The organism is Paramuribaculum intestinale (genome assembly GCF_003024925.1).
Lineage (GTDB): Bacteria > Bacteroidota > Bacteroidia > Bacteroidales > Muribaculaceae > Paramuribaculum > Paramuribaculum intestinale.
In genome coordinates, this window is the sequence record NZ_PUED01000061.1 from 1 (window position 1) to 13,963 (window position 13,963).

At 57.5% G+C, this 13,963-nt stretch carries 14 protein-coding genes and 2 pseudogenes; 4 read left to right on the forward strand and 12 right to left on the reverse strand.

Translation table 11 applies throughout. The features are described from left to right. Positions 1 to 608: pseudogene (locus C5O24_RS13970) on the forward strand (hypothetical protein); the annotation flags it as partial. Positions 609 to 644: 36 nt separating this feature from the next. Here C5O24_RS13970 and C5O24_RS06115 read toward each other — a convergent pair. After that, positions 645 to 1,781 (reverse strand): DUF4934 domain-containing protein, encoded by a 1,137-nt coding sequence (locus tag C5O24_RS06115; protein WP_107681579.1) that lies wholly within the window; start codon positions 1,779 to 1,781, stop codon positions 645 to 647. Positions 1,782 to 2,077: 296 nt separating this feature from the next. Here C5O24_RS06115 and C5O24_RS06120 point away from each other — a divergent pair, with 296 nt between their 5' ends. Next, positions 2,078 to 2,380, forward strand: coding sequence for a hypothetical protein (locus tag C5O24_RS06120; RefSeq protein WP_107035653.1), 303 nt, complete (start codon positions 2,078 to 2,080; stop codon positions 2,378 to 2,380). A gap of 48 nt (positions 2,381 to 2,428) precedes the next feature. Here C5O24_RS06120 and C5O24_RS06125 read toward each other — a convergent pair whose 3' ends face one another. Genes C5O24_RS06125 through C5O24_RS06160 form a run of 8 tightly spaced genes read right to left on the reverse strand, consistent with a single transcriptional unit; the run spans position 2,429 to position 8,208 of the window. Further along, positions 2,429 to 3,166: an SDR family NAD(P)-dependent oxidoreductase gene (locus C5O24_RS06125; protein ID WP_107035652.1), complete on the reverse strand. Its 738-nt coding sequence runs from the start codon at positions 3,164 to 3,166 to the stop codon at positions 2,429 to 2,431. Between the two features lie 48 nt (positions 3,167 to 3,214). Next, a complete protein-coding gene (locus tag C5O24_RS06130) occupies positions 3,215 to 4,090 on the reverse strand; it encodes a DUF6048 family protein (protein ID WP_107035651.1) in 876 nt (291 codons plus the stop codon). After that, a complete protein-coding gene (locus tag C5O24_RS06135; RefSeq protein WP_107681581.1) occupies positions 4,087 to 4,638 on the reverse strand; it encodes a DUF6452 family protein in 552 nt (183 codons plus the stop codon). Before C5O24_RS06135 ends, C5O24_RS06130 begins: the two co-directional genes overlap by 4 nt. Further along, positions 4,635 to 5,600, reverse strand: a complete 966-nt coding sequence (locus C5O24_RS06140; protein WP_107035649.1) for a glycosyltransferase family 2 protein — start codon at positions 5,598 to 5,600, stop codon at positions 4,635 to 4,637. The genes C5O24_RS06135 and C5O24_RS06140 overlap by 4 nt, the downstream gene beginning before the upstream one ends. Before the next feature lie 28 nt (positions 5,601 to 5,628). Then, complete coding sequence (locus C5O24_RS06145; RefSeq protein ID WP_161553821.1) at positions 5,629 to 6,174, reverse strand: DUF4199 domain-containing protein; 546 nt, start codon at positions 6,172 to 6,174, stop codon at positions 5,629 to 5,631. A gap of 19 nt (positions 6,175 to 6,193) precedes the next feature. Beyond that, a complete protein-coding gene (glsB, locus tag C5O24_RS06150; RefSeq protein ID WP_107035647.1) occupies positions 6,194 to 7,123 on the reverse strand; it encodes a glycine N(alpha)-acyltransferase GlsB in 930 nt (309 codons plus the stop codon). 45 nt (positions 7,124 to 7,168) lie between these two features. Then, positions 7,169 to 8,005, reverse strand: coding sequence for a twin-arginine translocase subunit TatC (gene tatC / locus C5O24_RS06155; protein ID WP_107035646.1), 837 nt, complete (start codon positions 8,003 to 8,005; stop codon positions 7,169 to 7,171). Next, the gene (locus tag C5O24_RS06160; RefSeq protein ID WP_107035645.1) at positions 8,002 to 8,208 is read right to left on the reverse strand and encodes a Sec-independent protein translocase subunit TatA/TatB; all 207 of its coding nucleotides are present in this window, start codon (positions 8,206 to 8,208) and stop codon (positions 8,002 to 8,004) included. The genes tatC and C5O24_RS06160 overlap by 4 nt, the downstream gene beginning before the upstream one ends. Positions 8,209 to 8,347: 139 nt before the next feature. Between C5O24_RS06160 and C5O24_RS06165 the strand changes: the two genes are divergently transcribed. Beyond that, complete coding sequence (locus C5O24_RS06165; protein WP_107035644.1) at positions 8,348 to 9,793, forward strand: RapZ C-terminal domain-containing protein; 1,446 nt, start codon at positions 8,348 to 8,350, stop codon at positions 9,791 to 9,793. 16 nt (positions 9,794 to 9,809) lie between these two features. Then, positions 9,810 to 10,556 carry a nucleotidyltransferase family protein gene (locus C5O24_RS06170; RefSeq protein ID WP_107035643.1) on the forward strand — a complete coding sequence of 249 codons (747 nt, stop codon included), beginning with the start codon at positions 9,810 to 9,812 and terminating at the stop codon, positions 10,554 to 10,556. Between the two features lie 20 nt (positions 10,557 to 10,576). Here C5O24_RS06170 and C5O24_RS06175 read toward each other — a convergent pair whose 3' ends face one another. The 3 genes and pseudogenes from C5O24_RS06175 to C5O24_RS06185 form a co-directional block, all read right to left on the reverse strand. Beyond that, entirely contained in the window at positions 10,577 to 13,114 is a 2,538-nt protein-coding gene (locus tag C5O24_RS06175; RefSeq protein WP_107681582.1) for a glycosyl hydrolase family 95 catalytic domain-containing protein, read from the reverse strand. A gap of 149 nt (positions 13,115 to 13,263) precedes the next feature. After that, positions 13,264 to 13,620 (reverse strand): annotated as a pseudogene (locus C5O24_RS06180) (alpha-galactosidase); the annotation flags it as partial. A gap of 117 nt (positions 13,621 to 13,737) precedes the next feature. Beyond that, positions 13,738 to 13,963 (reverse strand): beta-galactosidase small subunit-related protein (locus C5O24_RS06185; protein WP_133165479.1); only part of this gene is annotated, 226 nt, incomplete at its 5' end.

The window sequence follows — 13,963 nt, forward strand, 5'->3', positions numbered from 1 at the left end:
AAACACACATTACTGCTGTCGACGGACAGTCGGAACCGATCGAGGAGTGGCTCCCCGACGGCGCGGGATTCGTGCAATACGAGTGGGGGCCCACCTCCCATGTGCGTCTTTCGGGCATAGTGCGTTCGCTGTCGTACCGCGACCTCCTTTCGGGCCGCAACCACTACAAGGCCGGATGGGGCATGATGTTGTCGTCGGTGGCGCATCCCACGCGCAATATCACCACCTATTGCAGTGTCAATTACGGGCGCGGCTATGCCGGCATGGGCGGCGATCTGCTGATGGGCAATTACGACCTCGTGCCCGACCCCGAACGTCCGGGCCGCCTCCAGATGCCCGCTTCGTTCGGCTACTGTTTGGGCATGCAATATAACTTCACTCCGGAGCTGTATGCGAGCACTTCCATAAGCCAGACGCGTTATCTGCCGTCCGGTCAGGTCGATCCCGAAGAGTATAAATACGGCATGATGGGCAACGTCAACCTGATGTGGAATCCGGTGCCGCGTCTGCAGACGGGAGTGGAATTTGACTATGGCCTGCGCCACAATTTCTCAGGACGTCAGCGCTGGGGACGCCGCGTGGGCGCCATGGTGCAGTTCTCGTTCTGAGCTGACGATGCGCTGATTGTGAGCGCGCACGACGGGTTATTCGCCCTCGACGCTCCAGGATATCAGCGCGCGGTTGAGCTCTTCCGACGGCTCTCCGTCGGAGCCGAGCGTTTCATCTTCGCTGACTATTGAGTAATAGCGGCCGTTGCTGATAAACGGATAGTTGGTAATGTGCATGGTGCGTCCGTCGTGCGGTATAAGCAGGCCGGCGTCCTCGTCGCTGTCGCTGAACGAACGTCGTGCTATCAGTTTGCCGCTTTTGTGCGAATAGGTGTCGAAATAGTTACGGCCACCGTAGGCGTATGTCACTGTGAAGCGCGGACCGTCGTTGATAAACCGCAAAAACTCTATATAACCCTGACGCTCCCTCTCCGCCTGTTCGTAATCGGTGCGTCCGATGTAGACTTTGTTCTCCACTTCAGGCGTGAGCGCCTTGACTCCGCGCGACAATACGGCCACCGGCTGCATCTCGCCCGGAACGAGAGAATATACCGTGTCGACTATATTGATCAGCGACTCTTTGTCGGACTGGTTGAAGGCGATGGAGATCCATCTCGGTTCGTAATTATTGATCACGAGAGTGTCGACAGGAGTCATTCGGTCGTCGTACTGGTAGATGTGCAGATCTCCGTCGAAGGCGTCGGTTTCATGTATGCCGCGTTCGGCCGATCCGATCGGCAGAGCGCCTCCATGCTTGCTGCTCATGCTGTAGCTTTCGATATAGCGGTCGTCGGTGGTATATCGATGAGCCTTGTCGGACAGCAATATGATCTCGGAGCGTTCCGGAATTGTCACTACACCTCCGATCCATCGGTATTCGCCCGGTCCCTGGCCGATATGGCGTATGGAGCGTATGAGATGGCCGTCGTTGGCATCGAAAAGGAGCAGGCGGGAGTTGTCGCCCATCGCTGTCATGTCGTGGACTATCACTGTGTCGCCGATCACTCCCTGTATCTGAGCGTATTCTCCAAGCAGAGCTTCTGTAGCCGTGTCGAGCAGCGCATATCTGACATCCTTTAAGCTGGTTTCATCGAAGTCGGGACGGTCGATGTCGGCAAGCATGTCGATTTGCAGTATTTCTGTATTGTCGGACTGCGACGAAGCGGTGCATCCGGCTGCAAGTGCCATAGTGGCACCCGCGATAAGTTTTATGGCTGTAAGGTGGCTGTGCATGGTATTTTTATGAGGGTTACGATATCCCAAGTAGATTTTTTGCAAAGTTAATCAAATTGTCACGATTCCGCAAGAACGTTTTGTCTTTGTGGCCAGCCTTTGTGCATGTTATCCGGCTGAAAATCATTCGCCGGCTATGTCCGTTGGCTTGATATGTGTGTGGGTAAATATCGTTATATTTGTCAAGATCAGGTGAAGGCGGTCATGTTCATGTCACGTTTCTCTTGTCGCAACACGTTTCTTATTGCAAATGGTAATTATCTCCGATAAGTAACTCTTAAAAATTAGTTGATATTATGAAACTCGTCAGTAACCCATGGTTTGCTGCGGTGATTTTTGATTTTGTCCGGCGTTCAGCCATGGCATTGGCAGCACTGATTTTTTGCGGCCAGATTTCGGCGCAGGTAAAAGTGGCTTGTGTAAGCAACAGCATCGCATTCGGAGCCTGTGTCGTAAATCGGGTGCAAAATAGTTATCCGGCTCAGTTGCAGGCGTATCTCGGCGACGGCTTGTATTCAGGAGATTCCGTTCATTTTACCCCGGAGGGCTATCGTGTAGCCGCAGAGCATATACTCCGGTTGCTGCGTAGTGGCGAATGACAGTGTGTCGGACGTCCTGTTAGCGATATCGTCCGGGCTGTGAGAGAATCACCAGTTGAGCCCGATATGACGCCATATCCGCTGCGGCACCAGTCGCCACAGTGCGTTGACCGCACGCCAGCGGTAGTCGACGGTATAGACTCTGCGTCGGCGCAGTATGGCTGTCTCGATAAGCGGAGCCACTTTGTCGACGGTCATAAGCATCGGATAGTCGCGTCCGCCGGCGAGCAGGGGAGTGTCGACAAATCCTGGCCGGATGTCGGTGAAGGCTACATTGACCTGCTGCTGGTAGGCGAGTTGTTCGAGAGCATCGATAAACGACTGCTGAAACCGCTTGCTCGCGCTGTAGGCTGCCGCCACGCCGATCCCTTTTGTGCCCGCGACGGAGGTTATTGCCGCGATCTGACCCTGGCTGACGTTGGCGGTGTCGCGGTAGTATCGGTAAGCGGCGGCTGTGAGCCGTGCGAATCCGTCGACATTGGTGCGCAGGGTCGTGGATATCCGTGAGTCGTCAAGATCGGGGTCGGCAAATCCTGTGCCGGCGGCATTGATGAATATATCCATGCCGTCGATCAGCTCTATCAGGTCGTAGAAGCGTTTTACGGCGTCGGGAGCGGTGACGTCGATGGTCATGGCGGCCACATTGGACGGATAGAGGCTTTTGACCTCGCCGAGAGGTTCGCTGCGGCGGGCAGCAATGCCCACCCGGCATCCTACTCTTGCGAAGTCGATGGCCATGCGGCGTCCTATGCCGGATGATGCGCCGATTATCACTATTTTCTTCATAAGGTAAGGGTTGTGTTGAAGCAGGTCGTGTAGGTTAGTCAGTATGACTTACTTATCAACCCTCGGAAGCTCCTGTTTGTTCAGCGGCAGGGTGTACATCACCGAAAATGCGCCGGTTATCGGAGTGCCGCGCTTGCCGAAGCCCGGGATGTAGATCGGTTTGCCGACAGCCGAACGCCCTTCATGAAGTATGGTGTGGTATTTTATGTGCCAGCCGAGCGAGATGTTTTTCACTATTCTCACTTTTATGCCGGCCGTGATTTCAAAATATCCGGCGGTGGTTGATGTCTTCGGAAATGTCAGGTCGGTTTCGCCCGGCCAGTAGTCCGACAGCAGCTTGACATTCTCTATCGTGTATGAAAACGGCGTGAATGCATAGTTGGCTCCGAAGCTGAGCTGGTAGTCGGGGTCGGAGTTGTAGAAGATATTGTAGGCGCATCCGATCTTGAAAAAGGGCGCCAGGGGGCTCTTGAAGGTGAAGTTCATGCCGTCGGGGGTGATGTCGGCCTGCGACATTCCGAACTCGAACCGCGGGAAAAAACGGTTGTGTAGTCCGATCGTGCCCCATACCGATGCGCCTCCGTAGTCCTGTCCGATAATCCTCATCACAGGATCCCACACGTCAAGCCCCACGGTGACGGAATGCAGCAGTGGATAGATGTTGCCCACTACGTGTCCGGCAACGGCCGTGGTGTCGACAAACTCCAGTCCGGTGACCGTGTCGACAAGCACCACGTTGCCCTGCGCGTCGAGCCTTTCGGCCAGATTGCTCCTGTCGGGTCCAGATGGTTTTTTCGCTTTTCGCTGCAATGTGGTCGGATCCGGCTGTTTCACTGGATTGATGCGACGCTGGGCTGTGGCCGTGTCGGTGAACGCCGCTACAGCAGCGGTGATCAGCAGGAGTTTCAGCAGGCGTTTCATCATTCTTGTTCGGTTTGGTCAGGGTCGGCTCCCGGAGTGTCGTCGACGGTCTGTGTGAGGAAGTATATCTTAAGGCGCTCTATGTCGACATTGTCTATGAGCGAGTCGGGCATAGCCACGGAGTCGATCAGATGGCGGGTGTGGGTAAGCCGCCTGACGTGATAGAAATACATCGCGCCGCACTCTTCCGACACGAAGCGGGGTTCCGAGTCGTAGTCGAGCGTCAGTGTGTCGATCAGTTGCGGTGTGTCGAGATCCTTCTGCAGATAGCGGAAGCAGAAGGCTGTGGATTCGGCCGACGATCTGAGCGGCAGATATACCTGCGACGCTCTGACGGAGCTTGTCAGGGCGGAGTCGCCCGGCGCTCCGAGTCCGTACACTTTGATCGAGTCGATCACTACGCGCTCTTCAGTGCCGGCCGAGTAGAATCCGGCAAGCGGTATGCTGCTCTGGTTTTCCATACAGCCGGAGGAGTTGCATCCGGTCGCGAAGACCATCAGTGTCAGCAGCGCCGTAAGGACGGTCGCGGATATTCTGCAGGGCCGGTTCATCGCTTTTCGGTGCGTAGTTCCTCTTCGATCTCGTAGTCGTTGCGTCGCGGCGAGTTGCGCACAATCAGTTCGCCGAGAAATCCGGTGAGGAACAGCTGTGTGCCGAGTATCATCATGACGAGCGAGATGTAGAAATATGGCGAGTCGGTGACGAGCGAATATGACTGGCCGGTGTGCATGTGGTAGAGTTTTATGATGCCCACTGCGGCGGCCGCCACAAAGCCGAGAATAAACATCAGCGAGCCGAGCAGTCCGAAGAAGTGCATCGGCTTGACGCCAAACTTGTTGGTGAACCACAGTGTGGCCAGATCGAGATATCCGTTGACAAACCTGTCGAGCCCGAATTTGGTCTTGCCGTATTTGCGCGCCTGGTGATGGACCACCTTCTCGCCTATGCGGGTGAATCCGGCGTTTTTGGCCAGATACGGTATGTAGCGGTGCATGTCGCCGTAGACCTCGATATGTTTCACCACTTTGTTGCGGTAGGCTTTGAGGCCGCAGTTGAAGTCATGGAGATTCTTGATGCCGCTGACGCGCCGTGCGGTAGCATTGAATAGTTTCGTCGGAATGGTCTTCGACAGTGGATCGTAGCGTTTCTGCTTCCATCCGCTCACGAGGTCGTAGCCCTCATTCTTGATCATGTCGTAGAGCGCTGGGATCTCGTCGGGAGAGTCCTGCAGGTCAGCGTCCATGGTGATGACCACGTCGCCCTGCGCGCGGACAAAACCGGTGTTGAGTGCCGGCGATTTGCCGTAGTTGCGTCGGAAGCTGACACCTTTGACAGCCGGGTTGCTCTCGGCCAGACGGCGTATTACGTCCCATGAGTCGTCGGTCGAACCGTCGTTGATAAACAGTATTTCGTAGCTGAAACCGTTGTCGGCCATCACTCGTGCTATCCATTGCTCAAGCTCGGGCAGTGATTCGGCTTCGTTATACAACGGTATGATTACGCTTATATCCATTGGTGGTGAGTAATTCGGTGAAGATTGGTTAGAGTTTGGTCCGGACCGGCCGCGATCGTGCGAGCAGAGCCATGAGCAGCGATACGAGCGAGCCGGAAAAAATGGCGAGCCAGATGAGTTCGACGACTATGGCTACAGCCGACGGCACAAGGTGCATGTCGATCATCCGCTGAAGGGTGTCGGCCACCTCCTGTCCGCGTTCCCACCCCGATCCGGAATAGAAGTCGATGGCTTCGCGGAGCCGCCCGATGATGAAGTCGGGCTCGATCCATTTGAGATAGGCTGTGGCTACTGCTCCGGCTATGAGCGATCCGCACGCGAAGGTGGCGATGCCCTGCATCCATAGCGACGACAGCAGGGTGTGGCCGCAGTCGGCGACAAACGACCGACGCAGTCTCATGTAGATGAACACCGGTACGCCCGCAAGCAGAAGCATGGACACAAGTCCGAGCAACGGCACGGCTGACGACCACACCATGGTCAGAAACGATGCAGTCAGATATGCTCCGAAGACGAATCCGTCGTCGGCGCCTCTGCGATAGGGCGAATGGGTGTGTGGTCCGGTCTGGGTCATTGGGCTGTGGTGGCTGGAGTCATTCGTGATAGGTGCCGATGTGTCGCTGCTTTTTCTCTTCGAATATCTCGTCGATGACGAAAAAAATGCCGGTTTCCTCCACTTCGCCGAACTCATGGTTGATCGCCGTGCCAAACATCTTCATGGTCGGCGACAGGCTCATGTAGGCATTTACAAGCGGGGGAATGTTGATGCCGTGGCCGCGAATCTCGTGGTTGAGTATCCTGTAGTCGTCGTGGAAGGTCGATCCGGTGAATAGAGCCTCCAGGTGTTTGGCGTCGGAAGTGTCCTCAAGCGGTGTGATCGGCCTGACCAGTTCGTCGGGATCGGGAAAATGGCGGTGCAGGAAGTAAAGTATCATGTCGCGGCACTCGCGGTTGTAGCCCGGATACATGGTCACTTTGCCGAAAAGATATTTGATCTCTTTGTGCACTACGGTGAGCGCTCCGAGTCCGTCCCATAGGTTGTCGAGAGCATAGAGGGCTTTTGAACCGGCCTTCGACGACTGGTATTCGGGTCTGACCCACGAGCGGCCAAGCTCTATGGTGTAGGGAAGATAGTCGCGCAGAAACCGCTCGGAGAAACGAAACATGTGGCTTGTGGCTATCCTGGGGGTGCCGTCGGGCAGCATTGCGATCTCCTTGCCGGTGATATAGCGGTAGCCGCCGAGTATCTGACGGCTGTCGGGATCCCAGACAAGCAGCTGACGGCAAGGAGGCTCCATAGTGTCGAACTCGTCGATGTCGCACTCTTTGCCTGTGCCGCCTCCGGCTGCCCGGAATGAAATCTCGCGCAGACGTCCGATCTCGCGCATCGTGTTTGGCGCGGTGCGAGCGTCGACTACGTATATGAGATTGTGGCCTTTGTTGGTGGGGCGGAGCAGGCGTTCAGGCGTCAGCTCCGACTCTATCAGCTCGGTTGATACGGGTGGGATGATTGTTTCTTCCATAACGATGAGTGCAAAAATACACAATTTCCACGATAGCGGCAAATTTCAGCTCTGCGGCAGCCCGTCGGCGGTCAGTCTGTCGTTTGACGGCGCTCGCGGAGCCACGAGCATGGCGCCGCTCTCCCAGAGCAGGTAGACCGGCAGAAACACCACCATGAGCGTGAACGGATCGCCCGTGGGGGTGACTACGGCGGCGAGGGCCATCAGCGCCACTATGGCGTGGCGGCGGTAGGTAGTGAAAAAATCGCGGGTCAGCAGTCCCATGCGTCCGAGCATCCAGCATACGAGCGGCAGCTCGAATATGATACCCATCACAAGGATGAGCACTAGGAAGTTGTCCATATACGAGTCGAGCGATATCTGATTGGGCACCATCTCGCTCACTTTGTACTGGGCCAGAAAGCGCAGCGTAAGCGGGAATACCAGGAAATAGCCTGTGGCGACTCCGAGATAAAACATCGCGTTGCCGGCCAGAAACGCTCTCCGCGCTCCACGTTTCTCGTTGTCGTATAGTCCCGGGGATATGAAACCCCATAGCTGGTGTATAACGATCGGGAAGGCAAGAGCCACGGCGAGCCACAGCGATGTGGACATGTGGATGAAAAACTGCGAGGCAAGCCTGATGTTGATCAGTTCCACCTTGAAGCCGTTCAGATCATCTCCGCCCCATCGGGCCGACAGGGCGCCGAGCCAGCGGTAGAGCGGGAAGTCTTCGCGGCAGGGAGCGAGAATGATGTTGTCGAAAATCCACGGCATGACGGCAAACAGCACCGCTGCCATCACCACGACGGTGACAGCGCACCGCAGCAACACTCCGCGAAGCGCTTCGACGTGATCCCAGAATCCGCCGGTGGACGCGACTTGGTCGGTATCGTCGGTCATTTATCGCTGTCGGCGGTGGAGTCTTTGTCGGCGGCGGAGTTGATCTCGCCGGATATGTCGTTCATGCCCTGACGGAAATTGCGCACGCCTTTGCCTATGCCGCGCATCAGTTCGGGGATCTTTTTGCCTCCGAAGAGCAGGAGCACTAAAAACACCAGCACTATCACTTCGCCGGTGCCTATGTTGAAGAATGCAGGAATCATATATGTAATTCTCTAAAATCAGTCGATATCGTCAAAATCATCAGTAGCAGATGATAAAACAGCTGTTTGCCGCAAAGTTAGTCATTATGGCCGACACTGCGTAGCGGGGTTATGACAAAAATCCTTAACTTTGCGGAGTATGGAAAAACTGAAGCAACTTTATGCGGCGGCGTTCGGCTCGGAGCCGACGGAGGTCAGTCAGCTTCCGGGAGCCGGATCCAATCGCCGTTATTTCCGTCTGTCGGGAGCGGGCGGTTGTCTGGCCGGCACACTCGGTTGTGATGCGGCCGAAAACCGTGCGTTCATCTCTCTGGCCGGCGCGCTGTCGAAGATAGGTGTCAGTGTGCCCGAAGTGGTGGCCGTCAGCGACGATTCGATGGCCTATCTGCAGACCTGGGCCGAGGGAACGTCGCTTTACGATTATCTCGGACGGTGCCGCCATAGCGGTGTCTATGACGATGAGGCTATGGAGGTGTTGCGTTCTGTCATGCGCGATCTTGCAGTCATACATTCGGCTCCCGACGGAAGCATCGACTATTCGGTGACGGTGCCGGTGGCGGAGTTCTCCGAGGATGTGGTCATGTGGGATCTCAACCACTTCAAATACTGTTTTCTGAAAGTTACCGGCACCGGTTTTGACGAGGCGGCTCTGGAGCGGGATCTGCGGGCGCTTGCCGCGCAGACGGCAGTAGCGCCCGGTGACGGATTCATGTATCGCGATTTCCAGTCGCGCAACATCATGGTGAGTCCGTCGCTCGGCAGGGTGTATATCGACTTTCAGGGGGGCTACCGCGGACCGGCGGCCTACGATGTCGTGGCTTTCCTGTGGCAGAGCCGTGCACGCTATCCGGAGGCTGTGCGCGAGGTGCTTCTGAAGGTGTATTGTGAGGCGCGCGGATTTGATGACGCCGGGACGTCGGCCTTCAGGGCGAGGCTCCCTCTTTTCAGGCTGTTGCGCACGCTGCAGACTCTCGGCACGTACGGGCTGCGCGGACTTGTGGAGCGCAAGCAGATGTTTGCCGACAGTATTCCGTCGGCGATAGAGCAGTTGCGGAGTCTGCCTCAGGAGGTGACGGGGCGGTTTCCGGAGTTGTCGCGCATCATTTCGTCGCTTCCCGATGCGGCGTCAGGCTCAGGTGGATCTAACGGCGAGCCATTGACGGTGACGGTGGGCAGTTTCTCATATAAGCGCGGGCTTCCGGCCGATCCGTCGGGCAATGGCGGCGGCTTTGTGTTTGATTGCCGCGCGGTGCATAATCCCGGGCGCTACGACCGCTTCAAATCTTTGACCGGCCGCGACCGCGAGGTTGTTGAGTTTCTGGAGAGGGAGCCGGAGGCGTCGGCGTTCATCGGTCATGCCGAGGCGCTTGTGGATGCTTCGGTAGGGCGATACGTGGAACGTGGATTCACGTCGCTCAGCGTGTGGTTCGGGTGTACGGGCGGGCAGCATCGTTCGGTCTATTTCGCCGAACTGATGGCGCGGCATCTGAAGGAAGCTTATCCGATGATTGTGATCAGACTGATACATCGCGAACAGGCCATAGACTGCTGTTTTAATGAATCGCAAAAAAGTGTTTGCGTGTGATTTTTAAGAGTTACTTATGAATGCTCTGATATTTGCTGCCGGACTTGGCACGCGTCTGCGTCCGCTCACCGATTCGTGTCCGAAGGCACTCGTCGAGGTAGGCGGAGAGCCAATGCTCGGACGTGTGATTAGTCGTGTGGTGGCTGCGGGTGCTGACCGCATAGTGGTCAATGTGCATCATTTTCCGGATATGGTGGCCGACTATCTGCGGCGGACCGATTTTGGTGTGGATGTACTTGTCAGCGACGAACGCGACTGTCTGCTCGATACCGGTGGCGGTCTGCTTAAGGCTATGCCGCTGTTTGACAACGATGAGCCTATATTGCTCCACAACGCCGATATTCTCACCGACAGTCCGCTTGGCGGGCAGATCGGGGCACACAGGGCTTCAGGTGCTGACGCCACGCTGCTTGTGGATCTCCGCGAGTCGTCGCGGCGTCTGCTTTTCGATGGATCGATGAGGATGCGCGGATGGGCGAGAGCCGATTTTTCGGAAGTGAGGCCGTCGGGGCTTGACACTTCAGGACTTGAGCCGCTCGCATTCGGTGGCGTACACGTCGTGAGCCGCTCGGTGGAGCCGTTGCTTGAGGAGTATGCCTTGGTTCATGGCCGGGCGTTTTCCATAACGGATTTCTACGTGGCGGTATGCGGCCGGTCGGTGATACGCGGATTCCGGCCCGCAGGTATCTACCGGTGGTATGACATAGGCCGCCAGACATCGCTTGCCGCAGCGCGGACCGCTGTAGGGGCGGGTCTGCTGTAGCGTGTAGCGGGTTTTATGATCTAATCGGCTCTTGTCCGGGGTGTGGTCTGCGCGTATAGGCCGTTGACCTTGACGGTGACGGTTTCATCAGTCGGGGCGGTGGAGTAGACGGCCCATCGGGTGACCTGACCTTCATTCCACGATATGTCGACTTCAAGATTGCCTCGGGCTTTGGCTCCACGGATGCTTCCGCTTGTCCATCCCGGAGCGGGAGCCGGCAGCAGCTGTATGACTCCCGAATGGGACTGAAGCAGCATTTCGTGCATGGCCGTGGCTATGCCGAAGTTTCCGTCGATCTGCAACGGCAGATTCTGGGTGGTGAGCAGGTTGTCGAGCATATTGTGTCTGACAAGCCCTTCGATCATTTCGTGCGCTTTGCCGCCTTCGCCGAAGCGTGCCCACAGGCAGGCTCGCCATGCCCATGCAAAGGCTCGCCGGCTGTCGCCCGATGTCAGTCGCATTTCGAGCGAACGGCGTGCGGCCTGTGCGAGCAGTGGCGTGGATTCGGAATTGATGGCGTTGCCGGGGAATACGGCGAACAGGTGTGAGGTGTGGCGGTGGTCGGTCACCGGTTCGCGGTCGATCATCCACTCCATCAGGTTGCCTTTCGCTCCGATGCGCGGCGGAGCCATCCGGCCAAGTTTTTCGCTTAGTCCGGCAGCCCAGAGACTGTCGGTGCGGAGTATTCCGGCCGCCTTGACGGTGTTGGCAAACAGTTGCGACACAATCTGCTGATCGTGTGCCACTCCGTCCTCTCCGCGCGGGCCTATTTCAGGCGACCATCCGTTAGGCACCACGAGAGTGCCTTCGGCGATGTCGTGAAGTTCGGGATAGGCCGAGGTGTCGACAGGCCGGTACTCGCTCTCGAAGCCTTGGCCTCCGCGCCCGAGCTGCTTGAGATTGCGTTCCCAGTAGTGGCATAGTTCTTTCATGACCGGATAGGCCTCTTCGCGCAGGTAGGTGGTGTCGGAGGTGAAGGCGAAGTGTTCCCAGAAGTGTAGCGCGTACCATGCCGATCCGGGCAGGTTGACCTGCCATCCATGGCCTCCGAACGGATTGTGGGAGGTGTAGACGATCCATCCGTCGGCTGCATCCTCGGCTTTGCGTCCGATCGCTTCCAGATATTCGCGGGTGGCAATGCGGTTTGGTTCGCGCATGGCTCTGAGGTAGTCGAGCATAGCCCGATGACATTCGGGAAGATTGGCCGCCTCGGCAAACCAGTAGAGCATCTGGAAATTGATGTTGCTGTGGTAGTCGTTGCCCCATGGCGCGGTGATACGCGCGTTCCAAAGCCCCTGCAGGCCGCCGGGGAGGCTTCCCGGCCTTGAGGAGGTGATGGTGAGGTAGCGTCCGAAGTTGTATATCAGATTGTCGGTGGCAGGGTCGTGTCCGGAGGTACGGTATGCTGCGAGCCGTCGTGGTGTGGGTATGGTGTCGGTGTCGTCGGTGTTGAGTGTCAGCTCCTGCCGTCCGTAGAGCTGCCGGTAGTCGGCCTGATGGCGAAGCAGTAGCCGGTTGTAGCCAGTGTCGTCGACAGCCCGGAGCCGGGCTTCGGCTTTGATTTCGGGCGACTCGCCTCTGAAGCGGCGGGCGTGATCCATGACGTAGTTGGTTTCAATCGCGGTCACGATGGTCAGCGAATCGGCATTGTCAACAGTGAAAAAGCCCTCGCCCGGAGTCAGCGTGCCTCCGTGAACCCTGATGTCGGCCACGGCCATGCATTCCATGCCGTTGCTTAGCCGGCTTTGGAGTGTCAGGCGACGCGTGGCCTGACAGGCGCTGACGGTGTCTTCGTCGCGCTGCGTGACAAACAGCAGCCGGGCACTGAGCCCCTGAGGCCGGTCGGCGCGGTAATGTATCACCATCACCTGGTCGGGGTGGCTGCAGAACGTGGTGCTTTCGATCAGTGTGCCCCGGCGTCGTGCCGCCGAGGTGACAAGGCCTTCGTCGAGGATTATCTGCCGCAGAAACGATCCGCGGGCGGCCGGAGTGTCGAAATCCACGATGAGATCGCCTACCGGCTGCGCGCCTCCGAATCCGTCGTCGCCGACATAAGGATTGTTCTCGCCGCGGAAGCTTTTGTCGCCGTTGGAGTTGATGGTGCCACCATTGCGTCCGCCCGACCAGAACGACACTTCGTTGAGGGCGTAGCGGTCACGTCCGCTTCCGTGGAGCACCGAGGCTCCTATGCGCCCGTTTCCGGCCAGATATGACTCCTGTTCCCAGATGCGCAGCGGGTTGCTGTATTGTCCGGCAGTGGCGGCGGCTGTCTCTTCATTGAGATAGTCGGAGTCCTCTCCCTGCCACCATCGTTTGACCGTGGCCGAGGGTGCGGCGACCCGCGGCAGGCGCGGGGGAGTGTCGCCCTCCCACAGGCCGTCCCATCGGTCGGAGGTCAGCCGGCGTTCGTTCTGGTTTTCGATCACTTGTGTGAATGCGGGAAGATCTGACCATACTCGGTCGGCGATCCGTTGCCGGGCCTGAACGGTCACTGTCGCCGATGCGAGAGCCGCTATGAGCAGCGTGTGGCGTATTATCCGGTCGTTTTTGTATGTCATGGCCTTTCGGGGAGGTGAAAAGATGGTTTCAGGTGGGGTCCTGCAGGTGATATGGCTATGTGATGATGCCTCGCTGTCGCGCGACAAGATCGCGCACTCCGGCAGGTCCCTGCAGTTCGAGATCGGAGAGGGCTATGGATATTCTTGCGGCCTATGGTGTCGTTGTCCCAGATCGACCCGCAGGTGACGGCTTCGGCGTAGGAGTAGAGTCCGGCGTTGAGTTCGAGCGAGTGGATGCGCTCGGCCACGCGTTTCATGCCGCCCGGAAATCGGGTGGGGTGGGGCTGCATGCGTCCGTCGGCTGCGCGGTGGCCGAAGAAGCCGTCGTCGACGTTGATATGGTCGTATCCGGCATCACTGAGTCCGGTCGAAACGAGGGCTTCGGCTTGCCGTATGATAAGCGAGTCGGAAATGTCGACTCTGAATGAGCTCCATCCCATTACCGGGGTGGAGGCTGTGGCTGCCGCGGCTGTCATGGATGCTGCAAGTATCAGTGGATTTCGCATGATGTGTGGGGCAGTGTGGGTGATGATGTTGTCTGTAATGTTTGAAAAAAGCCCCGCAGTCGACAGGTTGAGTGTGGCTGCGGGACCCGGTATGGTTGCCGTGGCTGTCGGCGCTGATCAGCGCTTGACGACGTGGCTTACGGGTGTCATCTTGAAAGTGAAGTCATAGTCGCCATACTTCATGAGGTAGTTGTCGTAGGGCATCGCTCCCCATGAGTCGATGCATCCGAGTCCCATCTGTCGCTTGTCGATAAGCAGATTGGTCAGCGGTGACTTCTCCACCTCTTCGGAGTGGCGGTTGACTTTGTGGGTGCCTTCGTCGAGTGATTCAACGGTGTAATGG

Excerpts from the sequence above, each read along its gene's own strand:
- C5O24_RS06115 (WP_107681579.1), bottom strand. The coding sequence starts at position 1,781 with ATGCACAGCCACCTTACAGCCATAAAACTTATCGCGGGTGCCACTATG.
- C5O24_RS06120 (WP_107035653.1), top strand. The coding sequence starts at position 2,078 with ATGAAACTCGTCAGTAACCCATGGTTTGCTGCGGTGATTTTTGATTTT.
- C5O24_RS06125 (WP_107035652.1), bottom strand. The coding sequence starts at position 3,166 with ATGAAGAAAATAGTGATAATCGGCGCATCATCCGGCATAGGACGCCGC.
- C5O24_RS06130 (WP_107035651.1), bottom strand. The coding sequence starts at position 4,090 with ATGATGAAACGCCTGCTGAAACTCCTGCTGATCACCGCTGCTGTAGCG.
- C5O24_RS06135 (WP_107681581.1), bottom strand. The coding sequence starts at position 4,638 with ATGAACCGGCCCTGCAGAATATCCGCGACCGTCCTTACGGCGCTGCTG.
- C5O24_RS06140 (WP_107035649.1), bottom strand. The coding sequence starts at position 5,600 with ATGGATATAAGCGTAATCATACCGTTGTATAACGAAGCCGAATCACTG.
- C5O24_RS06145 (WP_161553821.1), bottom strand. The coding sequence starts at position 6,174 with ATGACCCAGACCGGACCACACACCCATTCGCCCTATCGCAGAGGCGCC.
- glsB (WP_107035647.1), bottom strand. The coding sequence starts at position 7,123 with ATGGAAGAAACAATCATCCCACCCGTATCAACCGAGCTGATAGAGTCG.
- tatC (WP_107035646.1), bottom strand. The coding sequence starts at position 8,005 with ATGACCGACGATACCGACCAAGTCGCGTCCACCGGCGGATTCTGGGAT.
- C5O24_RS06160 (WP_107035645.1), bottom strand. The coding sequence starts at position 8,208 with ATGATTCCTGCATTCTTCAACATAGGCACCGGCGAAGTGATAGTGCTG.
- C5O24_RS06165 (WP_107035644.1), top strand. The coding sequence starts at position 8,348 with ATGGAAAAACTGAAGCAACTTTATGCGGCGGCGTTCGGCTCGGAGCCG.
- C5O24_RS06170 (WP_107035643.1), top strand. The coding sequence starts at position 9,810 with ATGAATGCTCTGATATTTGCTGCCGGACTTGGCACGCGTCTGCGTCCG.
- C5O24_RS06175 (WP_107681582.1), bottom strand. The coding sequence starts at position 13,114 with ATGACATACAAAAACGACCGGATAATACGCCACACGCTGCTCATAGCG.